Below are 22,442 nucleotides of genomic sequence, written 5' to 3' on the forward strand. Positions count from 1 at the left end.
GACCAAGCCGCCGAGTTTCACCTCAAGCGGTTGAAGGTCAACGAGACCCTGGGCGACCTCGACGGCATCGCGGCAGCCAAATGGGGACTCGCCCAAATCGAACTCGCACGCGAAGACCACGACGCGGCCCTCCCTCTGCTCGCCGACTCATTCCGGCTTCTCCAGCAGCTCCAACGCCCGGACGGCATCGCCAACGTCGGCAACATACTCGGACAGATCCTTCTCTCGGCAGGAAACCCAGACCAAGCAATCACCGTCCTCAAGACCAGCCTCACCGCCGCCGACAAAATCGGCGCAGAGACACTCTCCACGCATCTCAGAGGGCTGATTGAAAAGGCGACCGAGTAGTAGAAGGCCCAACTTTCGACAACGTTCATCGCAATTCAACAGCCTGGCGACTCGACTGATCGAGCGCGTTATCGCCAGCTGATCCGTGCGCAGGCAACCTCACGGACTCGTGACGGAGAGTGGCCAAGAGGCTGCGGGTGGGGCTTCCCCTCGCGCCGTGCCGGCGGCGTGCGTCGGTCAGCTGACGAGATCCTGCAGGCTGCTCAACCCCACCGCCAGCATCGGTATCGGGTACTGGTCGAACAGGGTCTCCCTCAGGGTGTCCGGGAGTCGGTGTCGGCGAGCGCCAACCAGGTCGCGGCGACGGGATCCGGTGACGTACGGGTCAGGCTGTGGAAGCCGGGTGCCGGGATCTGATGGCCGGCGGTGCGCAGCAGTGCGGCAAGGTCGCTCAGCTGCCGGGCGACCATGGCGTCGAGGTCGCGACGCCAGTGCCGGAACGCTTCGATCCACTCCTGGTCCTCGCGCGAGCGGGGTGGCTCCAGCGGCGGCGTAGGCAGCTGACGCTCGGTGATCCACCCCAGTACCTGCGGGGCCGACACCGCACGCGGATCGATACCGCTACCGGCTGCCAGCCCGTACACCAGCAACGCGGTCGCTTTGAGCAACCCCTGCGCCAGCGGCAGCTGCCGGGTCAGATCGACGTCCGGACGGTGCGGGCTGATCCACGCCGCGGCCCGGCTGACCGCGGCCTGCCAGGCGCCGGTGTCCCCGGCGGCGATCTGGTCGGCGTACGCGGTCATTCTCAGCACCCGCCGATCCGAGCAGGCACGACCGGCATTCGTCAACGCCCCTAAACGGTGAACGGTGCGGTTGAGCCCCACACAGGTCTCTTGCCATTGGCTACGCCGACGGCGGTGCACGCCGGCCGCACTCCCTGGGGGTAATCGATGGGGCGACGGTTGACGGTTTTCCGTGCCGGGGAGCCTGCTCAGTGATCGTAAGTGGACGCATGGGCGAACCACGGCGGTGCGCGCGACGACGGTCGGCCTCGTGGCGTCATCCCCGCGGCTGACCTTTCGCTTCGCACCTGTACCGGGACAGTGCGGCCGGTTTCCAGTGGCGAACGTATCGAGGACCGCCCGCGTCCCTGTTCTGGCGAGGTGACCGCGGATGACTGTCATCTAGAAATGCCCAGGAGCGTTGACGCTACTGCTCGACCAGGAATAGGCCATGCCCTATGGATGAATTAATTCCGGCCCGATATTGATGTGCCCTAAGTTCGTTTAACACCCCTCCGTGCAATGCATTTACTGAGACCCGGAGTAATTTGCCGGTGGCTAGTCTCGTGACTAGATGCCGGTCTGGACGCTCGATCAGGTGAAACCCCTGCAAGCAGGGTACCTCAGGTTGCCGACACTGGGAGTCGGCGCTTCCCGGCAGCGCGACCTGGGAAAGCCGAGAAAAGGCGGGTTCAGGCGGGGCCTATTTCAGCCGCTCGAAAATGCGCTACAAAGGCGCGGCGCGCGGGTTGGCACTGTTCCGCCCGCATTGCCGTCGGGTACTGTCGCCGCAGATTTATGGCAACGGCTCGTCGGACAGGACGAGCCGTTGCGTCGATCGATAACCCGCCCAGTGATGAACAGAGTTAGGAGAACGACATGTCCACCGTAGCCCGGAGACAGCCACCGAGCCAGCTCGAGCCGGATCACCGTCCCAGCGTGGTGAAAGCTGCGTTGCTCGCTGCCGGCAGTTTCGCCAGTGCGACCGGAACCACCCTCGCCATAGCGGGCCGATGGCAGACGACCGATGAGACTGTCCGGTACGCGATCACCGTAGGAGGGATCATCATCGCCCTCGCGCTCGGGGTGACGGCGGTCTACGTCTGGCCGCGCAAGTAGGACGCACAGCGCGCCGAGCCATCTGAGTTGGCCCACGGTCAGGGCACTCCCGACAACGACGAGACCGACAGGCGGCGGGTGCTGCCTGTCGGTCTCGTCGTTGTCGGGAGTGTTGAGGTCGGTTTTGGCGCGATGGCAGCACCGTTCACCGCATTGGCCGAAGCAGCCGAGGCATCTCCCTCCCCCGCGTGGGGTTCGAAACGTTCCGCCATCAGCTCTGGGCTCAGGTCCTGGGCGGGCCGGCTTCACGAAGGCCGGCTCCGGTCGGCGCAATGGCTACCGATGCAGCGGCGCCGGCACATGCCGAGATTCAGTGGCCGGCAGGGGGTGGTGGCAGTCCGGGCCGCCGCCAGTCGGCGAGGGCCTTCGAACGCACGGCAGGGTGGCTGCACGCTTCAAATGTCCTGACCCGCTGGTTAGGCTCGGACGGCGGAAGAGGCCCGCGCTGGCCATCAATCCGAACGCGGACCCCTTCTCTGGTGAAACGGCTCCATCTAGGCCAACGCCTAGGTGGAGCCGCACCCGTTGAGGGCCGTTACCAGCCCCGCGACGGCGGTCACCAGAGCGGCGATGCCGTACACCCACCTCAGCAGGCGATCATGGCGCTGAGGCGGTCCGGTCTCTTGACTCACTGCTTCACCTCCTTCCCGGCACTGCTGCGCCACCGCAGCGTCGCCGCCCATCGCACGACAGTGGCCGCGACGCATGGACGACGCCGGCCCAACCCCTTGGTCCAGCACGGCACCTCTGCCGCCCGGCCGCAACGGCGGCCGGGCGGGTGGTGATCGGTGTCGTGCGACCTGGAAGGACCGGCCCATGTCCACAGTCTGCGGCCGAAACGTCACAGCTTGCGGTGGTCTGTGTCACTATGCGCAGAAAGCGATAAACGTCGAGCGACAACTCACAAGGAGTTCCTGAATCCGGACTCGCCGCTACGGACCGCATTGACCGCGCGTTTCCGCGACTGCTCTCTGTGGATATTCGATGGGGCTTTCGAATGCCACGCCGAACAGCGCCCTGCCCCATTCGGAGATGGCCCCTGACCTGGCGTTTGGCACGCCCCGGCCCTTCTGTCGAAAGATAGTCGGCCGCCGAGACGCGGGAATTCGGTAGCCGGAAATGCTTCTATAAGCTCCCGGTATGCCCGATGAATCCCCTACCCGCTCCGGCCGGAGGATCGAAATGATCAGTCGGGGCGGTCGTAGGACACCTCGCTGCGGTGGCAGGTGCAGCATCTGGCCGCGTGACCTTCGCCGGTGCTGAAGTAGGCGGTCCAGGGCTGACCGATGGCATCCAACAAGCGGCGTTCGGCGGTACACCTCGATCGGTGGCCTCTGGAAGCCCCGCTGCGGCAAGGGCCGGGGTGACATCAACTCGACGTCATCGCGCGCGACCTCGCAGCCACAGTGACTGCGACCGGAGCGAGCGACAACCGCCGCCGAAGACGGTGACCTCTCGGACCAAACCCACCCATCCGGCCGACAGCGACTCCGGCCAGGATCACGCCTCTCGCTGACCTGCACGCGAGGCACCCAGCGACGTCCACGTCCGCAGACTCCGTACATCGCTTTTGGAGGCATCCCGCCCGGCAGTCGTAGCCAGAGCTGCCGGCCGGCCGGTCCTCGACCCGCGGGTGTCTGCCCCTGCCTGCCAGCGCCGATGTCCATGACGGGAGAGTGGAAGACGGCCAGAGGCCACCGAACGGGAGGAGCAAGGATGAGCTTCGACTGGTCATCGTTGCCGGCAGCGCAGGGGGCAGGCCCGGAAGCCGTTCCCGAGATGATCAACCATGCGTTGACGGTGCTGGCCGATCTGCTGGAGGAAGGTGACCTTGCCTGCGAGTTCAGCCTCGTCTCCGGTTCGCTGATCGACGGGGACGTCGCGGAGTCGGTGAATGCGCTGCTGCCCAGCCTCTGTCGCGTCCAAGGACTGCAGTGGGTGCAATCCTGGCGCACGCCGGTCGGTGACGCGCTGCCCGGACTGTTCCTGCCCACGCGGCAGGCGGATGCCTGGGGGCAGGGTGCGCCCGCGAGGGCCCTGGTCGACTCGCTCACGTACTGGGTGATGGCCTTGATGGGCCGGCTGTGGCCCGATGATGCGGAGTGCTGGAGCCTCACCGTCGAGACCGACGATTGGTATGCGGCCGCCTACGTCGACGTCGTGATCAACCATCAGGAACAGGTGTGGCTGCTCCACCTCGGCGTCACCGACTGACGCCGCAATACAGGCCTGTGACCCCTGCCGGTGACGGCACACATGGTCTTCATGTCAACTCGCCGACCTGCAGGAAGGCCGTGTCCCGCACCGGGTCCAGCGGAGTTGTAGAAATCCGGGAGGAACACCGGTGACGCCGGCATCGGAGAGGTACAACGATGAGCGGCGCCCGCGCTCGGTGACGTGCCCGGGCCAGGGATCAGAAGCGCCGGGCGGTCCCACGCTGGTCACAGACTCCTAATAGGACTGGCTGTGTGGAGACCTATCCGAGGCAGCCGTCGCATTGGTCCACGGCGACTGCTCCCCGGTCATGCAAGACGACGTGCAGCCAAAGGGCATCCGCGACTGGGTCCGGGCACGCAAGACCCTGCAGCCTTCTTCTGCGCTGCGATCGGCCTTCACTTCCTTGCAGCGTCGCCGCCCAGCATGCAGATCGCCCTGGCCGTAGCCGGGGCCTCGCTCCACTGCACGCGGACGGCTCAGTGCAGGACCGCATCGTCGACGCCTATCAGGGAACCGGCAAAGCCTGATCCCCAGTCGCCCCCAACATCCGGGACGAACGCAGCAAGGGGCTTGCCCCCGCACGCGACCGTCCGGTGATGCTCACTTCACCCGTAGGGCCCGAAGCGACGGTCGGGCCTATGGGTTGAGTTACTCGATCGTCTTGCGCAGGGCGAGTCCGACACTGAACGCAGCACCGAGCCCGACGGCGTTCCGCCTGCAGCAATGCCGGCCAGCAAAGTGTGAGACCGAGGAGCTTCAACGCCGCCTAGCGGGTTGGGCGAGCCGCGTTCCGGCACAACCGGATCAAGGAGCACCTGATACGTGAGTGTTGTCGAGAAAGGCCATCACATCGGAGTACCGAACGCGCCTGAGCCGTCCGATCATGATGCTGTCGAGCCTGCCACTCTTGATCAAGTCGTAGACGGTTGTCCGGCCGACCTTGAGGACATCAGCGGTCTCCTCGACGGTCAACACCATCGCCTCGATGGGTATACCGGCCGACGCGTGCTGTTGATCGCTCGTCTCCGGTTCCGCGGGCCTGGCCAGGAGTGCGGCAATCCTCAGCCGCTGATCAAGCGTGAGCGCTGCCGAGTCAGACGCGAGCAGCCGTATCGCCTGCTCAACGTCATCTTTACTCACCAACCAAACCTAGACGGGCGCCCCGGCCACGGTCGGGGAATTGACGTCAACCCCGCGGACCGCCGGCACCGACACCGTGCGTCGAGCTCGGTGCGCAGCGCGGCCAGGATCGCCATCCCACCGTTCAGCTGACCCCCGTGATGGCGCAGATTCCCGATGAGACCGTCGCGTCCAGCAAGGTCGTCTCCTCGGCTCTGACGGTGTCGCCGGGAGCGATGCTCTTCACGTGCGCCGTGTCGGTGTCGATCCGGTTGCCCGCCGAGTCACGGTACTCAAAACGAACGGTGACGCCACGCGCGGAGTCGCCGTTGTTCGTCACGGTGTACTCCACCGTCGCGGCCGGCAGCACATCTCCCCCGCTGAACTTGCAGCCCGTCACCGTCACATGCATCTCGGACGCCGCCGAACGGTCACTGACCAACCCGATGACGGCGACCCCGACGCACCCTGCCACCACCAGGAAGAACACGCCACCGATGATGAGTGCGATGCCTCCAGGTGAAGACCAGAAACTCTTCTTCGCCGGCGGCCGATAGCCGCGAGGCATGGGATATCCCGGTGGATATGACCCGACCGAGGGCTGAGGTCGAGCAGGCCACGGCGAAGCGGGCGGAGGAGGCTGAGTCACCAACCCATTCTCAAGATCCACTCCGATCACGCACTCGGCCGTTCGGCCTCAGCACCCCACCCAGGAAGTGGATCTTGACGGTCGTCAACACCGGCAGACACGTCCGGCTGGACCGTTCCACCACCGTGGCCAGCCGGTATCGCCACGCCAGGTCCGGCGCCGGACGGCCTTCCGCCGCGGAGGAGTCGCCGCGAGGGATCCGGCGCAGGAACACATCGCTACTCGCTCGATCAGCCGCACTGACCTTCTCACTTCTGATGCGGATGTGAGCCTCTCTACAGAACGAGTGCTCCTGCCTACTGGAGACGATCGGCACGCACGATGGCATTCGTGACAACCAATCTGGCACCGGGCGTACTACCGTGGGTGCGTGGTCGCTCACAGGTGGACACTGCTGCCCGACCGGCGCGGCGCGTCGATGCATCGCACCGATCCGGATCGCGACGGGTACGTGATGTGCGGGCGAGTGGTGGATCCGCACGCCGCGGTCCACTCGCGCAACCCTGGGTTCGATCCCTGCATCGAGTGCGCCACGCTCCTGGGCGAGCCGGTAAACGGCGGCGTCCGGTCACAAGCCACAGATCGCCCTGCCAACGGCGCCAACCGTAAGCCGCGCCGGGAGTCCCGCCCGCCGGTGCCCCGTCCGGCATCGCCGCTGCCCCGTCCGCCGGTGCCCCGTCCGCCGGCGGCCGAGGACGAGCCCGCGGAGATCAAGGATGCTCTGGCGAAGACCGGATGGGTCCGGCTCCCCGGTCGGCTGCTGCACGATCCGGTGATCCGGTGATCCGGTCACGGGTGGTCTGCGGCAAGGACCTGCCCGTCGGCGTGCGGGTACTCCCGCACTCGCCGGGGGACTGGGCACCGTGCCCGGCCTGCAAGACGGGACTCAGGGCGCGGCTGGAGAAGGCCCGCAAGCGCGGACTGCTCGATACCGCCAGGCAGGAGAAGATCGCGCGGCGAGCGGCCGCCAAGCAGCAGCGGGCGGCGCAAGCAGCGCCGTTGAGCGGCGCCGACCTGCGGCGCGCGTGGCGATCGCCCGGCTGGGTGGCGCTGGCGGACCGTAAACGGGCGCATCACCCGAACCCGCAGCTGCCGGGGCACGTCCTCTGCGGCCGCCAACTCGATCCGGGGATTCCAGCCGAGCGTCAGATGCCGGTCCCACACCCCTGTGCGCGCTGCGTCGACGTGCTGCGCCGTCAGCAGGAGAACCTCGGGCTGCGCACCATCATGATCACCACCCCGGCCGACGTGGACCGCTACGAGCGAGCCCGCCGGCGCGGCACCTCCATCCGGGCGCTCCGCGGTGGCCTACCCACACTTGGCCGTGACCGCTGACCACAAGGGCCTGACGCCGACCGGGCCGTCAACAGCTGCGAAAATCTCGCGACGTGGCAGCAGGGCGCGGCCAAGGCTCTGCCGCATCGCTGCGGCACCGGGTAGTAGGTCCGTCAGGCCCGCCAGCCGGTGTTCCTGCCGGGAAACTCTTGTGGCCATGACCACGCACTCGAGGCCGCTGTCATTCCGGCTGCTTGTCGGCGCCCCAAGTCGCCCACATCCGGAACAGGTCCTCGCTGTCTGCCAGGACCGGTTTCCAGTCGGCACGTAGCGGTTCCACCCCGAACTCGACGATGCAGTAGCGCAGCACTTCTTCTACCGACATGCGCCGGCCGGGAATGTGGTGCTTCTTGCTGATCACCCCCGCAGGGTTCAGCTGGGTCGATCCGATGTGCATGTGCGGGGTGCGATCGGTATCGCCGTCGCCTTTGCCGTTCGGATGCCAGTGAAAGCCGATGATCTCCGCGCCGTCGATCGTCTGCAAAGTGTGCATGTAGCCGCGGGTCGAAACCTTGTACGGGCCACGCTCACGGTCGTGAGGGATGTGCACGATCTCGTACTGGACGGAGATATCCAAGGTCAGGATGTCGTCCCTCGGTCCCCGAACCCGGACGGGCTCGGCCTCCGACCACGTCAAGGTGTGGATCCGGCCCTGTAGGTGCCGCCCACCAGGGCTGATGATCAGCGGACTTCGGGTGACGCACGACAGCGCCCGCTGCAGCGGTCCGACGAAGTTGCTGACAGCCTCAGAAGCTGATCTACCGGGCAAACGGAATCAGCATGGCGACCTTCGTGACATTCATGTTCTCCTGCTCGTCCGCGTAGTCGCCGCGATCCCAGCGGGCAAGGAACTCCTCGCCGCTGACGCCGAGCAGGCGCCGAGCGGTGCGGTCGAACAGGGCAGCGCCCTCTTCGGCGCTGACTTCGTGAACCTCGGGAACAACGTCCCCGTCTGTTCTTGTCGTCACGCTTCCCCTCCTCTCTGCGAGCATCCTGGCACGCACTGTCGCGGTCAGGAACTCACCGTATGGCTGGGGTACGACAAATTTCCCGCCATCGTTCGAGACTATGCATGACATTGCCCGGCTGTCTGTGACTGTCTGAACAACGAGCCATACCAGCTAGCGGTCGTGCGGCGCCGCCGGGGACGGAAGATCCGAGGTTTGGCAACGCGCCTCAGGGCCACCGTGCACCCCAGCACGTACGGATCGGCCATAAATATCGTTATCGACCCGAGGTCCGCGACGCCGTCACGGCCCTCGCGAGGCGGCTTGAGGGACGTGGCTGTCAGTTCTCTGCCAATCTGAGCCACGGTCAGCCCGCTGACCTGCATGGCTCAACATAGTGAGAAGACTGGTTGCCAAGTCCGGCAAGCCGATGATCTGCATGGTTCACGTTGATGGGAGCTGGCTCAGCTTCGCTGGGAACGGACAGTGGCGATCTCGACGTCGTCGGTAAGCCCGAACCTGCCGGGCCAGAAGTTCCTGTATGTCCATATTTATCCCCAGGGCACGGCTGAACCGCGATGAGACCTGGGTCCGCGTTCAGTTGACGCAGCACACGCCGCCCGGTGGATCTTCTGTTCTCCGTTCGCCGACATCGCTGCTCCGCTGCTTGATCGAGTCTGGGCGGATGTCCCCAATCTCGGCTCTGGCGGCGATCGCCGGGCGCGAATCCGCTATCCGTCCGGCGAAGCGGACAGGATGGAAGGGGTGAAGGCGGGCCGGGGCGGATACGGACCGGACACTCTAGCCAGTTGTCCGGTGGAGGATGCGGCGAAGTCGGTGAGCTTTGGTTGCCGATGCGATCCGATAGCAGGTTCAGCGGCACTGCGAGCGCGAACTCCAATACGGTCAGTACTAGGAACAGCCAGTTCCAGCGTGCCTGGACGTGGTCTCGGTGTAGTTGTTCGCGCTCCTGCTGGCGCTCCCATGCTTGGCGCCGCTCAGCTTCCGCGGCCTGAGCGAGAGAGATTTGCTGGAGTTGGCGCTCCAACTGGCGCAGCTGGGGACGGGAGGAAGGGAGTGGGAGCCAACTCGGTAGGCGAGGCATTCCGAGACCGGTTGGCGCTACCACCGATAGACGAAGGGCGGGCGTCGACTCATAGGCCGGATTCTCATGCCGGGGCGCGGATATGATCTGTTTTGGCACTGGTCACGTCGAGAATGTGCCAAGAATTTAGAGATCTCCGACCGCCCAGCGCACTTCGCCGCCCAGGCGGCGCTTGAGGGTGACCCCCTGCGGAGGGACCGTCCTGCTCATCCTCGCCGTCTTGCACTTCGCCGCTGGCAGGCGGTAGCGCCGGACACTGACCCCACACAGCAGTTGCAGGACAGGGCTGCAGTGACACCCGTAGCCGTCGCCTTGACAGCTCTAGTGGTCTTAGCCGCTCGATCCGGTGAGCTGATCGTGAAGGCCCGGCGCTGAATGCCACGGCAAGCGTCGGGCCTTCACGATCATGCGTCTCGTCGACGAAGGCGTTCGCCGCCGAACTCACACACCAGGCCGAGCGCTCTTCTTGGCCTCGGCCGCCACAGCCAAGCCCGGTCGGGATCATCGGCCACAGCCACCACTTGCATGGCATGTCAGCAGCGATCAACGCGAATCGACACTATTTCTTGACTCCCCTGTCGCCCCGGGGTTCGGTACCGTTGAGGCGTGGCTACGGCCTGCGTCGACGCATTCGGAGGAGACGATGACTCCTCCGAGTCCGCGCGGGCCTCTACCCTTGGCGTACCGGACTCGCTGGGCGCGTGGCTTGACGGCGCCAACGAGCTTGAACGTCTGTACTGGCGCGACGCGCTCGAAGCCGCCAACGCACCAGCGGAACTGATCGAGTCGATACCCCTCGCCCCCGAGCCTGGACCCCGAATCGTGCTACTCGGGAACTCTTCCGCGGGCAAGACCACGCTCCTGGCAGCGCTGGCGGCTCAACTCGCGATGCGCGACTGCGGCGACCTGAAGCCGGAGAATGTCCTTTCGCCAGTCGACGAGCGTACGGTGCTGCTGATCGACTGCGACGGCATTGCCGACGTGCCCGGCGCCGGCCAAGAGGTTGTCGGCGATCTGTGGGATCCGCTGGTCGAGAGAGTTGCCGCCAGCCTTGTTCGGCGCCGCAACCGCGTACGGCGGCACCGAACCGGCTACGCCCTGATCCAGTGGATCTACCGCCTAGCCGTACGCCTCGTCCGCGCCGACCTCGACCCGTCACCAGACCCAGGGCGTGATGTGCGGCCGCAGGCCCAACTCCACCGTCACGTACCCGCACGGTGTCGTATCCGTGGGCCGAACTCTGCCCGGAAGACCACTTTCGCCACCGTCTTCCGGGAGCTTGCCGCCGTCTAGCGACGCTGCTCCCACCGTCCTGGGAGTATCGAAATGCCGGTCTGGCTCGCTGACTTGTCGAAGGCCCTCCTGAGCGCCTCACCGACGGCGCTCGTCGTAGTGATCGTGGCGTACCTGATCTACAGGATCGCGCGCCAGCTGCTCAACTCGCCGCTCGGTGCCGCCACGCTCATCGGTCTCCTCGCGGGTAAGGAACGGCGCAAGGACGCCCGAGAGCTGGTCCGGCTACTCTGCGGTCGTCCGTCAACCGCATCGGAAGACCCTGACCCGCAGATCGCTCCCACAAAGGAAGCAGACTCGAGCGGCTCAGCACCATCTTCGGGACCACCTGACGGGGATGGGAAGACGACTGCAACGAGCCCGTCCGGCGGCGATCCCTAAGGCGGGCTCGCCCGAACGACGATGCACCCCGTGATCACCGCAGTGTTGAAGAGCTCCGACGACGGGTTTCGCGGCCACCGAAGCCAGGGATGGGTGGGGCACTGGGGGCACTGGGCACCAGCCAGGAGCCGCGTTGGGCCAGGTCTCAGTAGGAACCCGTCTTGATCGGTGATCTGCACCCACGGCAGGCCGCCGCCGCGCAGTGCGGTGAACTCTTCGTTCCGGCGGACCAGAGCCCTGATCGCGGCTTGGAAGTCGCCGGCGGCAAGTGCCTCGCCGACCGCTTGCCAGGGCCCGGGACGGACGCTGGGCAGCCGGTCTCCCCACTGCTCGCGGACGGTCGCCGCGACCTCGCCCACTGGCAGGCCGTGCTGGCCGAGCACAAACCCGAACAGCCCGGTTGCCGGGCCTAACGAGCGCCGTATATCCGTGGTCGCGCAGGACGACAATCAGGTCGTCAACAGCACCTGCCCGGCGCAGGAGTAGCTCACCCTCAAGCTTCCAGCCCGATCACGCCGGACACGAGCGTGCGATGCATTCGCCGCAGGGGTGGCACTGCGCAGAATGCGGCTTATGGTGTACGTCGTTGTGTCATCGAATCGACTGGCTAGGTGTGGCCCGTCGCGCCCGGATCTCCGCTGAGCTCATACGGTTCGGCTGCCTTCCACATTGCGACGAACTGCTCGTAGAAGTACGCGAACCATGCTGCATCTCGAGTTCGTTCGACCTGGAATGTCGGGCGGAGATGATGCTTCCCATGGAATGACCCGAGCTGCATTACCATCTGAGCGGTATCGGGCGTAGTGCTATGCCAGCGCTTTGCTCTCTTCGATGTACGCGATGCCTACTGTGGTGGTCCTAAACGGCGGGCGAGGTGGCCCCGATCGAGGTGCCGAGCCGCACGATGAACACGCCGTGCTCGGCTTCGGTTGAGTGTTCCACCAAGGCGAGGCGTAGCTGGTCCGGCCAGCGCGTCGCGCCACCGGACGCTGTGGTATCCGACCACACAACGCCGTCGAGCTCGTCCAGACTGGTAGCCGCGGCTGCGCGTAGATCGGCGCCCTGAAAGTCCGACAGCGTTGCCCAGAGCTGGTTAGCCTGGTCCGACATTTCGGCAACGAGGTGACGGCAGCTGGCCGCAGGCCCGGCTCGATCCCGGCCCGACTCTCCAGTAGCGGGTGTTCAGCCGCTCGGTCAAGGTCATCGGCGAGCTGATGTAGACGCAAGTCCAGGTCGGTTGGGGATGCCACCTGAAAGTGTCGTGGGCCGAGCGGGTTTGAGAGGCACTACCAGGCCACAACTGCACCCGGCTGTTGCCGGCGGTGGCCAACCAGGTGCCGTCCGGCGCGATCGCCATTCCGGCCGTAGCGACTGTGCCGAGGCTTTGACCCAGATCTCGTCATCCGAGCCGTGGTCGATCGAGATGACGCCGCGCTGCGGTCGAGCGCTGCCGCGGTCGAAAGACACCCCGGCCATCGCTGCCAGTTGCTGGAGCCGGCGAGTCGCGGCGTGCCGATCCATCCACCGCCCATGCGGGTCACGCAGGCCCGGCACCAGCTCCCGATCCTCGACAGCGTGTTCGATCGCCCTCGCTACCGCTGACGGCGACGGAACCAGCAGTGTCTGTGGGTCCGTCCCTCTTTGTGCCGCCATCTTGTCTCGTCGTCTCAACGCGTCTCGTGATTTTCACCGGTACCATGGTGCGGCCGGTCAGCGTCTTCCGTAGACAACGGCTCGGTGGGCGGATGACTCGCGTCGCGGCGCATCGATCGACGCAGCCGCTGCCATTCCTCGATGGTGTGCGCGATCTGTCTCATCAGTTCACGCACCTGGCTGAGCAAGAGAAAAAGAATGGCGAAGACGACCAAGATGAGCAACTGGAGCTGACCTGCCGCATGATCCACATTGCCCTCCGCCAGGAAGGTGACCAACGGGTGATGCCAGTCCATGCTGATCGATTCGTATGTCAGTGCACCCATGATCTTGTCCACGGCGATCTGCTCTCCTTCTTCTCGGCGCGATCCAGGTCCCGTCGCAGACCGTTCGCATGCGCCTCAGCCGACTGCTTGCTCATTCAGGTCTTCCAGTACGGCTGCTATCCGGCAACATCGGGTTTGACCACGCACCGGGACACGCAGCTCACGGGCGCTGTCGACTATGACGGTCGGGATCCGGACCGGATCCGGACCGGATGGTCGGTCGTCCATGGGTAAGGCGGCGGCCGGTGCCGCGGAGGTCTTTCGCAATGCTTTTAAAGACCTCTATGCACAAGCCGGTAGGCCTAAGCAGATCGGACTCATCGCCCTCGTCAGGCAGAAACGACCGGACCTGACACTGAAGGCCCAGACGCTTAACGGCTGGGTAACCGGCCATTCGCTGCCGTCGCAGTGGGTGATCACGGAGATCCTCATCACCCATCTTCAATCCGTGGCGGAGGCGATCGGCAGCTGCCGCCCTGAGGGTCAGCCCAACTGGAAAGCGATGTACGACGGCGCCCAGGAAGAGTTGCGCTTGACCCGGCAGCTCAGGCCTGATGCCCGCAAGCGGGGAGCGTCCGTCCTGGTACTGGACAATGAAACCCACCCCGCGGCGGCCCTGCTCGACGACGGGCGGCAACCGGCGCTGGGCCCACTGGGCCGGTCGCATCTGAACGAAATGCTCTCTGCGGCGGGGTTCGGCGAGGCTGTCGATCGCTGGACGATTCCCCGGCTGCAGACCTTGTCGGTTCGCTCGCTGAGCGCTGACCCGGCCCTAATCGAACTACTGCGCAGCAGCGTCGACGACTTCATCATCACGCTCAAGACGGCATCATTCGTCCAGGAGTTGATCCCTCAGGCAGTGACCACGAAGCTGATGAGAGAGGCTCTCCGGCTACCAGGAGTCTTGCCGGATGAGGCAGTGCTTGCCCTCCGCACTCTGAACGACCACCTGGAGTGGATCGCTCTGCACACCCCCGGCAGCACCCTGGGTCTTCGTCGCCGACTCGCACGCTTTGTGCTCAAACTCTATGTCGGCGTCGACCCCGGCATGGATCTGGACTACAAGCCCTTGCGTTGTTGGGCACGCGACATCGATGCCCTGGCCGAGGTCAACGACGCCATCGAGGACGTGCGCGATCAAGCGGACGGCCGGGCTGTACTGATCGTCAGCCTTCATGGTTCGGTCGCGGGCGACTGGCCTGAGTCTGTCCTGGCCTGGTTCGTCTTCGACGGCTCGGCCGACACCCCCCGCGTGCTGCGGTGCGAGCCGACCCGTTCGGCCATGGAAGCGGCGATCCACGATCATCTGGACTGGGCCGACATGCTGGCCGATGGTGCCGGTGTCCGCCTTTCCCGGGTCGAGGTAGCCATTCCGACGGGCCTGCTCCTGCGGTGGCGACCCGAGGAAGCAGCCGTCTCCGGTCGGATGATCGTGGCCTACGACGTCGTCACGCGGTGGGGGGACCGGATGAAGACGAATACCCGCAATGCCCGCAACCGGCTACGAAGTCTGCGGACCAGCGAGCCGCTCTCCTGGGTGGACTGGCTGTCCCGTCAGCGCACCACCGACTTGAAGGAGGTGCGAAGGATGACCGTCGCCGGCAGGCTGAACCGGGCGGTCGCCCTCGACTTCCATCCCACCGGCGGGGAGGAACTGTTGCGGACGCTATTGAACGACTCTCCGATTCTGCTGTGGCCGGACGCGGACATGGTGGTGTCAGACGCGGCCTGCCGCATCGTGGAGGCGTGCTGGCCGGAGGTCCCTCTCTGGCTTGCCGACGCCTACCGCGCACGCTTGGCCGGCGATTATTCGGATCTTGCCGGTTGGAGGGCCGTCTGGGACGACGACACGTGGCTGGACCTATGTCGGCGCTTCGCCGGCAACTCCGAGGACCCAACAGCAGAGGGGTGACGATGGCCTGGACTAGCTACTATCGGGGCGACGGACAACCGCGGGAGGAAGCGGAGCCGCCTCTTCCGCCGTCTCCGCCATGGCGGGAGTTCCCGCGGCCGGACGTCGCCGAAGGTCGGTTGTTCCAACCGCCGGAGGGCCTGGTGGAGGCGGTCAACGCCGCTCTGTCGTTGCGTCGGCCGCTGCTGGTGACGGGCATGCCCGGGTCTGGTAAATCGACGCTCATCGAGTCGGTGGCGTCAGAACTTAAACTGGGCGCGCCGCTACGCTGGCACATCACCTCCCGCAGCACTCTGACCGACTCGCTCTACCGATACGATGTGCTGGGCCGCATTCATGCTCAGCAGTTCGCCCAGCTCAGCGGCGCTCCGGTCGAGGACAGCATCGCCGACTTCCTCCAGCTCGGTCCGCTTGGGGCCGCGCTCGCGCCGACCGAGCGGCCCCGGGCATTGCTGATCGACGAGATCGACAAGAGCGACCTGGATTTGCCCAGTGACCTGCTCGATGTACTGGAACGAGGCGAGTTCCGCATTCCCGAGCTGACACGACACCAGGATCAACGGGTGTCGATCAGAGAATCCGACGCAGCGATCACTCACGAGATCGTCGATGGCCGCGTCCGCTGCACCAACTTCCCGTTCATCGTTATGACCAGCAACGGCGAGCGGGATTTCCCGGCGGCGTTTCTTCGCCGCTGTGTCCGGTTCCGCATGCCTCCCATCAACGAGGAGATGCTCGCCCGCATCGTTGAGGCACACCTGGACGCTGCGACGGCGGCTAGGGTGTCCGAACTGATCAGCCAGTTCGCGCGTGATGTCGGGGCCGGCCGGAGCCTGGCGACTGACCAGTTACTCAATGCCGTTTTCCTGTTGACCGGTGCAGACCCCGAGGACGCAGCCGCCCGCGAGCGACTCACTGGACTGCTCCTGCGAGACTTGTCCGATGCCTGAGCCGCTCGGGCAACTTGTCGTCCGATTGGCGCAGGAGTACGGGCTGGACTCGGTCGGAGTCCTCGAGGTGCTCTGGCTCTGGCAGAACTCCGCGTCGACCGGAGCGAGCACCGAGCCACCACAGGGCGGGAAGAGCGACGCTCCTAGCACCGGACCGTCGCGAGGACTCCCTCAGACAGCAGCCGAGACTGGTTCCGGTCCACGAGCAGATGGCCAACCCGACACCACGGCCAGGGACGCCGCGTCGCAGTCGGCCACCACGCCCGGACGTGCGATCTATGACATCACCGCGAACGGCCGGCCCGGTGAGCGGGCAACTCAGGTCGTGCTGACCGGTGCCCGTGGCCACATGAACCGGCTGGCGATGATGCGGGCATTGCGGCCCTTCAAGCGGTCCTGGCCGGACGGGCGGCGACGGCAGTTCGACGTGGACGCGACGGTACGCGCCTATGCCGCCACCAGCATCCTGGTTCCGCACTTCCGTCAGGCGCCCGAACGCTGGTTCGACGTGGACTTGGTGGTCGACGGATCGCTGTCCATGTCGGCATGGTCGGGCACGGTGCACGAACTGGTCGAAATCTTCACACACCTCGGCGCTTTCCGCGCGTTACGCCGTTGGCGGTGGATTCCGGACGCGTTGCTGCAGGGTGCCGACGGCCGACCCGCTAGCCCGAGCCGTCTCGGCTCTCCGGACGGGCGGCGGCTCATCGTCGTGATCTCCGACTGCGCCACCGAACCCTGGTACAGGGTCGGGCCGTGGCTGCAACTGCAGGCCTGGGCGGCCCGCACCCCGATCGCGTTGGTCAACCCGCTCCCGTCGACGGCCTGGCCACGGACCGCGCTCAACCTGCCGACGACCCGGCTCACGACGCGGGTTCCCGGCAGCTACAGCCACCTCGCTGGCGGATTGACCGAGCTGGACGTCCGCTCGTCCGATCGGTCGCCGACGACCCTCCCCGTCCCCGCGTTGACACCGCACGCGCTGGGGCGCTGGGCCAAAGGGCTGATGGCCGCCGACCCGGACGGCTACGACGGCGTGCTCGTCCCCACTGACAGCGGCACAACGTTGCCCGTCTCACCGGGCGGCGCGGCCTCGGCAGTCGATTCGCTACGGATCAGCGCCTCGGCGCACGCCCTTCGCCTGGCCATGCTGTGCGCGGCACAAGACCACGACGACATCAGTCTGTCGGTGCTTGACATCATCCGCGAAGAGATGGTCCCCGAGGCAGGACCGGAGGACGTCGCCACAGTTCTCCTTGGCCGGCTCTTCGACACATCACCGGATCCCGCATCTCAGACGCCAGCGCTCCGGTTCCGGGCGGGAGTGCGGACCGAGTTGCAGTCCATGCTCACGGCTCGTGATCGCTGGGGCCGGTACCGAGCCATCACCAGCCGCATCGCGGCCAGGGACGGTCTTCCGTTTGTGGCTGCCGCGACCGACCCGACCGGCCGCCTTGAAGTGCCGCAGGTGCAGCCGATCGCCGAGATGTCGGAGGTACACCTAAGCGCCGGCGACGCGGATACCGAGGCAGCGCCGCCGCAGCTACTGGCTGGGAAGGTTGACCGGGTCGACGGCAGCCACGCGGGCACCGAGTCCTCAGCTGGCAAGCGGCGCGGCGGGCTCGACCAGTCGCCGCCCGACGGCCTGACGCTGCTGCACCGGCTGCGCATCCCCGCCGAGCCGGTGCGGGACCTGCACTTCTCGCCCGACGGGCTCTATGTCGGTGTGGCCGCCGTCGACACCGTGGCGATCTGGAGCGTCGAGAGCGGACAGCTGCTGCGAACCGTCAAGATTCCGCCGGACGCGCGGCCCCTGCCGGACAGCGTCACCTCCTCGTTCGGGTGGTTGCCGGACAGCCGCCGCATCATGTTCGACGAGGCCGGCCACGTCGGCGTCCTCGATTGGGAGAGCGGCGAGGTCGCGTGGACCGTCGCCGACACCAGCTTCGAGGCCGCCGCCGTCTCGCCGCGCGGCGACCGCATCGCCGTCGGCACCAGCTACGGCACAGTGCTGATACTCGATTCCGGCGACGGGCGAGTGGTGCGTGCCCTCGACGACCACCGTGGCAACGTCTACGAATTCGCGTGGTCGCCCGACGGCCGCCACCTGGCCAGCGGCGGCGGGTCGGGAGACGGCCCGAAGGACAGCGGCAGCAGCTACGACAACGTGCTGCGGGTGTGGGACACCGACTCCGGCGAGCTTGTCGCTCGGCTGGCCGGGCACAACTCGTTCATCGGCGGGATGGCATGGTCACCCCGGGGCGATCTACTCGCCTCCGGCTCACAGGATGCCACCGTATGCGTCTGGGCGCCGCTCACCGGCCAACTCATCAACACCATCGAGGTACACACGAGCGACACCCGCGGGCTTGAGTTCTCCCCCGACGGCAGCGTCCTGGTCTCCGCCTCGTGGGACAACACGGTGCGGTTGTGGCATACCGACGACGTCCGCGAACTGGCTGCACTTCGCCTTGCCCGGCACACCGGCCAGGTGTGGATCCGCGCCCGGTTCAACCCGAGCGGCAGCCACTTCGCGGTGGCCCGCGCCGACGAGCTGCTGCTGTTCAGCGCCGACCTCGCCGCCCTCAAGGGGGCCGGCACCGGCCTCGACACGGTGCGCTACACGACCGCGAAGCTGGTGCTGGTCGGCGACACCGGGGTGGGCAAGACCGGGCTCGGCTGGCGGCTGTCGCACAACGAGTTTCGCGAGCACGCCTCCACCCACGGCCAGCAGTTCTGGGTCGTCGATAGCCTCGGCGTGACCCGGCCCGACGGCACCGAGTGCGAGGCTGTCGTATGGGATCTGGCCGGCCAACACGTCTACCGGCCGGTCCACGTGATCTTCCTGGAGCGGGTCGACCTCGCCATCCTCATGTTCGACCCGACCAACCGCCACGAGACCCTTAAGGGCGTCGACTTCTGGCTGGAACAGCTGGCCGGGCAGGCCTCGCTGCCGCCGACCGTGCTGGTCGGCGGGCGCCTCGACCGCGGCCCGTCGGTCATCGCCCGCGCCGACCTCGACGAGCTGTGCCGCCAGCGCGGCGTCACCGGCGGATACGTCGCCATTAGCGCCAAAAGCGGCGAGGGCCTCGGCGACCTGCTCGACGTGTTGCGCCGGATCATCCCGTGGGACCGAGCCGCCGCCACCGTCACCACCGTCACCTTCAAACGGATCAAGGACTACGTGCTCGGCCTCAAGGAGCAGGCCGCCGGCGGCCGGGTGCTCGTCGACACCGACCAACTGTTCCGCGAGCTGACCGCGTCCGATCCGCAGTGGCAGTTCACCGCCGACGAGATGCGCGCCGCCGTCGGCCACCTGGAGACCCACGGCTACGTGGCCGTGCTGAAAAGCTCCGCCGGACTCGACCTGATCTTGCTGGTACCGAGCCTGCTGCCGGACCTCGCGTCGTCGATTATTCTGCTCGCCGACCGGCATCCCCGCGAGCTCGGCGCGATCAACGAGACGATCCTGCTCAACGGCGCCTACGCGCTGCCCGAGCTAACCACCCTCGACCCGGCCGAGCGGGAGGTGTTGATCGATGCGACGGTGGTGCGGTTCCTGCGACACAACGTGTGCTTCCGGGAGACCCTTGGCTCCGAGACGCTGCTGATCTTCCCGAGTCTGATCCGGCAGCGGCGGCCACTTCAGGACGACGCCGAAACCGTAGACGACGTGTCCTACGTCGCGCGGGGGCAGGTCGAGAACTCGTACGCCGCTGTGGCCGTTCTTCTCGGCTATGCGCAGATCTTCACCCGGGTCACCCAGTGGCAGGACCAGACGCATTACGAGTTCGAGCGTGGCCAGATCTGCGGGCTGCGGGTCCTGCAGGAGCGCGAGGGCGAGCTGGAGTTCGTGCTTTCCTACAGCGCCGCCACCCCCGCCTACGGGCGCCAGCTTTTCCAGGGGCTGTTCGAGAAATTCCTGGTCCAGCGAGACGTTGCGGTCACCCGCTATACGCCGGTGTCGTGCCGCAACCAGCACCGGCAGGACCGGTCGGTGGTTTTGCAGCGCCGCCGGGAACGTCGCGGTTTCCTTTTCTGCAGCGAGTGCGGCGAAAAAGTGCCGTTGCCCGACGCCGACGTTGTCGGACAGCCCGCGGCCGGGCTGCACGCGCCGGTGATCCGTGAGGCCAGCTACGCCCGGCTGCGCAGCGAGTACGAGGCGAACCTGGCCCGGGTCAAGGCGTACGTGCGGGGCGCCCCGCCCCGCTGCCACCTGAGCCACGCCGGCGACCAGCATCGCTGGGCCGAGGACCTGGCGCAGAGCCTGCGCGACGCCGGGATCGACATTGTCGACGACCCGGACGCCATTGGATCCGCCGACACGGTGCTGATGCTATGCACCCCCGTCTACTGGGCTTCCTGGCCGGTCGTGCCGTCGCTGGCCGCACGGCTGCGCCGGGGCAGCACGCAGCCGGTCATACCGCTGCTGGTCGACGGCCCGGCCGGCCCCGACCAGCTGGCCCGGCTCGGTGGCCGCGAGGTGCGCGACTTCCGCGACGGATCCCGGCACGTCCTCGACCTGTTCGACCTGGTCCTCGAACTGCACCGGATCAGCCCCGACGACACCGCGTTCGCCCCGCTGCGGCGGGCGATGGCCGACGGCTGGCAGGAGCTGCTGCGCAGCCGGCAGGAGATGTCGGCGTCACCGGCGACGCCGCGGGAGGTGTACGTGTCGTACGCCCGCAATCCGGAGAGCTCCGCGGTGGTGGACGAGATCCGGCCGGCCCTCGAGGCGCACGGGGTGCGACTCGTCCAGGACGGCCGAGACGTCCCTTACAAGAAGGACATTCGCGAGTTCATGCGCTCACCGGGCCGCGGGCGGGCCGTCGTGCTCGTCATCAGCGAGGGCTACCTGCGCTCCGAGAGCTGCATGTTCGAACTGCTGAAGATCGCCAAGCACGACGACTTCCGCGACCGCATCTTCCCGGTCGTGCTGGACGGGGCCGGCATCTACAAGCCTCGCGACCGCATCGCCCACGTCCGGTACTGGGAGGCTACGACCGCTTCGCTCGACGCGGCACTCAAGTCCGTGTCCGCCGCCAACCTCGATGGTTACCGGGAGGAGATCGACCTCTACACGGAGATCCGCGCCGCGCTGCCCCGGCTGGGCGACATTCTCAAGAATATCAACGCGCTCTCTCCCGACCTGCGCCGTGAATCCGGCTACACCGAGCTCGTCGCAGCCGTCCTGCGCGAGCTCGGCGACTGACAGTTGCTTCTTAGGAACCTTGTCCGAGCGAGGTAGCGGCGAACCGCGCGAAGTGCGGCGGCAGACGCGGATCCCTGGCAACCCGGTCGAACCTGCCGTGATTCGCCATGCGAACCTGGGCCCGATCCGGGCGGACCTCGTCACCGACGTGGTCGGAGACAGGGGAAATGAACCAGGCCTGCTGCTGCTCAGAGGAGGCGATCGCGTCGAGGTCACTCGCACCGAGTCGGCCGGCGGCATAGGTGACGTTACGCAGGAGGAATCCCTCAGCTTGCAGGATCCGGATGGCCTGCTGTTCGAAGGCGTCGAGGCTCTCGCGCGAGACTCGCCAAAAGTGGATCTCTGCGACGTCGCTGTACGTCTTGCGGTGAGCGCTGAGCTGCTCACGACGTTGACCGCCTGGCCCACGTAAAGCTGGCCGTCAGTGAAGGACAACACGTAAATACCGCACCGGCCCTCGGCCGCCGGGACCTGCGCCGCGGCCGGCAGTCCGCCGTTCGCCACGATCCGTTGGGCCGGGGCTTGTGACCACTGGCCGACGAGAAGGGCTACGTGATCCCGCGGGGGCGCCTCGACTGACATGGCTACACCATTCGGCCGGAGCAGACCCAAGATGAGAGGTCTCCGCGGCATTTGACCCGCATGATCAACCACAGAACCAAGAGCCGCGCCGGCCATTCCGCTCCGACACGGCAAGTTCCGTCGCGCGTGGGTCCCCGTCAATCCGAGGGTGCTCCTGGGGTGCTCGGATGCCGTCGGCCCCAGGAGGATTTCCTGTCTGCCGCGCGGATTCCGGCGGTCAGCAGTGCCGAAGAGCCGATCACGAAGTCGTCAGCACCGCACAGACCAGGGACTACAGACAGGCCTCCGGTAGGACTGGCATTCAAGAATCTGGACGCGCCGGAGATATCGGGGCCCTACGACAGGAGAAGCTACTGCTGAAGATTAAAAGTCCTCAGCTCTGCCATTGAGCTAGCGGCCCGCGATCATAGGGTACCTGTGCTTCGCCGGATTGCTATCCCGGTATCCGCCATCGCGCGTCTTCGCAGGTGGCGGGGCGCCGTCGGCTGCTGGACATGCGTTGGTGGCTTCAGGCCGCGGCCTGGTTTTGGATATGCAGAAGGCCCACCCCGTGTGGGGTGGGCCTTCTGTTC

Annotated in this window: 18 protein-coding genes; 11 read left to right on the plus strand and 7 right to left on the minus strand. The window is 66.5% G+C overall.

All coding sequences use genetic code 11. The features are described 5' to 3' along the window. Positions 1-348 (plus strand): tetratricopeptide repeat protein (locus Adu01nite_RS46795; RefSeq protein WP_203735892.1); only part of this gene is annotated, 348 nt, incomplete at its 5' end. Between the two features lie 254 nt (positions 349-602). Here Adu01nite_RS46795 and Adu01nite_RS46800 read toward each other — a convergent pair. Beyond that, positions 603-1,100, minus strand: coding sequence for a hypothetical protein (locus tag Adu01nite_RS46800; protein WP_203735893.1), 498 nt, complete (start codon positions 1,098-1,100; stop codon positions 603-605). Between the two features lie 909 nt (positions 1,101-2,009). Between Adu01nite_RS46800 and Adu01nite_RS46805 the strand changes: the two genes are divergently transcribed. Both Adu01nite_RS46805 and Adu01nite_RS46810 read left to right on the plus strand, forming a co-directional pair. Then, a complete protein-coding gene (locus Adu01nite_RS46805; protein WP_203735894.1) occupies positions 2,010-2,189 on the plus strand; it encodes a hypothetical protein in 180 nt (59 codons plus the stop codon). 1,716 nt (positions 2,190-3,905) lie between these two features. Continuing rightward, complete coding sequence (locus Adu01nite_RS46810; protein WP_203735895.1) at positions 3,906-4,403, plus strand: hypothetical protein; 498 nt, start codon at positions 3,906-3,908, stop codon at positions 4,401-4,403. A gap of 807 nt (positions 4,404-5,210) precedes the next feature. On the opposite strand, the gene Adu01nite_RS46815 is transcribed toward Adu01nite_RS46810, so the two are convergent. Both Adu01nite_RS46815 and Adu01nite_RS46820 read right to left on the minus strand, forming a co-directional pair. Then, entirely contained in the window at positions 5,211-5,546 is a 336-nt protein-coding gene (locus tag Adu01nite_RS46815; RefSeq protein ID WP_203735896.1) for a helix-turn-helix domain-containing protein, read from the minus strand. A gap of 124 nt (positions 5,547-5,670) precedes the next feature. Continuing rightward, positions 5,671-6,015, minus strand: coding sequence for an FxLYD domain-containing protein (locus Adu01nite_RS46820; RefSeq protein ID WP_203735897.1), 345 nt, complete (start codon positions 6,013-6,015; stop codon positions 5,671-5,673). Positions 6,016-6,544: 529 nt separating this feature from the next. Here Adu01nite_RS46820 and Adu01nite_RS46825 point away from each other — a divergent pair. After that, positions 6,545-6,958 (plus strand): hypothetical protein, encoded by a 414-nt coding sequence (locus Adu01nite_RS46825; protein ID WP_203735898.1) that lies wholly within the window; start codon positions 6,545-6,547, stop codon positions 6,956-6,958. Continuing rightward, positions 6,955-7,509 carry a hypothetical protein gene (locus Adu01nite_RS46830; RefSeq protein ID WP_203735899.1) on the plus strand — a complete coding sequence of 185 codons (555 nt, stop codon included), beginning with the start codon at positions 6,955-6,957 and terminating at the stop codon, positions 7,507-7,509. Before Adu01nite_RS46825 ends, Adu01nite_RS46830 begins: the two co-directional genes overlap by 4 nt. Before the next feature lie 181 nt (positions 7,510-7,690). On the opposite strand, the gene Adu01nite_RS46835 is transcribed toward Adu01nite_RS46830, so the two are convergent. After that, entirely contained in the window at positions 7,691-8,086 is a 396-nt protein-coding gene (locus Adu01nite_RS46835; RefSeq protein WP_203735900.1) for a hypothetical protein, read from the minus strand. A gap of 181 nt (positions 8,087-8,267) precedes the next feature. Continuing rightward, on the minus strand, positions 8,268-8,477 hold the full coding sequence (locus Adu01nite_RS46840) for a hypothetical protein (RefSeq protein ID WP_203735901.1): 210 nt from the start codon (positions 8,475-8,477) through the stop codon (positions 8,268-8,270). Positions 8,478-10,167: 1,690 nt separating this feature from the next. On the opposite strand from Adu01nite_RS46840, the gene Adu01nite_RS46845 reads away from it, so the two are divergent. Further along, on the plus strand, positions 10,168-10,854 hold the full coding sequence (locus Adu01nite_RS46845; RefSeq protein ID WP_203735902.1) for a hypothetical protein: 687 nt from the start codon (positions 10,168-10,170) through the stop codon (positions 10,852-10,854). Positions 10,855-11,396: 542 nt separating this feature from the next. After that, positions 11,397-11,648 (plus strand): hypothetical protein, encoded by a 252-nt coding sequence (locus Adu01nite_RS46850; RefSeq protein ID WP_203735903.1) that lies wholly within the window; start codon positions 11,397-11,399, stop codon positions 11,646-11,648. A gap of 445 nt (positions 11,649-12,093) precedes the next feature. On the opposite strand, the gene Adu01nite_RS46855 is transcribed toward Adu01nite_RS46850, so the two are convergent. Then, complete coding sequence (locus Adu01nite_RS46855) at positions 12,094-12,345, minus strand: hypothetical protein (protein WP_203735904.1); 252 nt, start codon at positions 12,343-12,345, stop codon at positions 12,094-12,096. A 557-nt stretch (positions 12,346-12,902) separates the two neighbouring features. After that, a complete protein-coding gene (locus tag Adu01nite_RS46860; RefSeq protein ID WP_203735905.1) occupies positions 12,903-13,226 on the minus strand; it encodes a hypothetical protein in 324 nt (107 codons plus the stop codon). A 214-nt stretch (positions 13,227-13,440) separates the two neighbouring features. Here Adu01nite_RS46860 and Adu01nite_RS46865 point away from each other — a divergent pair, with 214 nt between their 5' ends. From Adu01nite_RS46865 to Adu01nite_RS46880, 4 genes are all read left to right on the plus strand, one after another. Then, positions 13,441-15,126, plus strand: a complete 1,686-nt coding sequence (locus tag Adu01nite_RS46865) for a vWA-MoxR associated conflict system protein (protein WP_203735906.1) — start codon at positions 13,441-13,443, stop codon at positions 15,124-15,126. A gap of 143 nt (positions 15,127-15,269) precedes the next feature. Continuing rightward, complete coding sequence (locus Adu01nite_RS46870; RefSeq protein ID WP_239133235.1) at positions 15,270-16,076, plus strand: AAA family ATPase; 807 nt, start codon at positions 15,270-15,272, stop codon at positions 16,074-16,076. Continuing rightward, positions 16,069-21,288, plus strand: coding sequence for an SAV_2336 N-terminal domain-related protein (locus Adu01nite_RS46875; protein WP_203735908.1), 5,220 nt, complete (start codon positions 16,069-16,071; stop codon positions 21,286-21,288). The genes Adu01nite_RS46870 and Adu01nite_RS46875 overlap by 8 nt, the downstream gene beginning before the upstream one ends. Before the next feature lie 19 nt (positions 21,289-21,307). Continuing rightward, on the plus strand, positions 21,308-21,700 hold the full coding sequence (locus tag Adu01nite_RS46880) for a hypothetical protein (protein ID WP_203735909.1): 393 nt from the start codon (positions 21,308-21,310) through the stop codon (positions 21,698-21,700). Positions 21,701-22,442: the final 742 nt, after the last annotated feature.

Source organism: Paractinoplanes durhamensis (assembly GCF_016862175.1).
Taxonomy (GTDB): domain Bacteria; phylum Actinomycetota; class Actinomycetes; order Mycobacteriales; family Micromonosporaceae; genus Actinoplanes; species Actinoplanes durhamensis.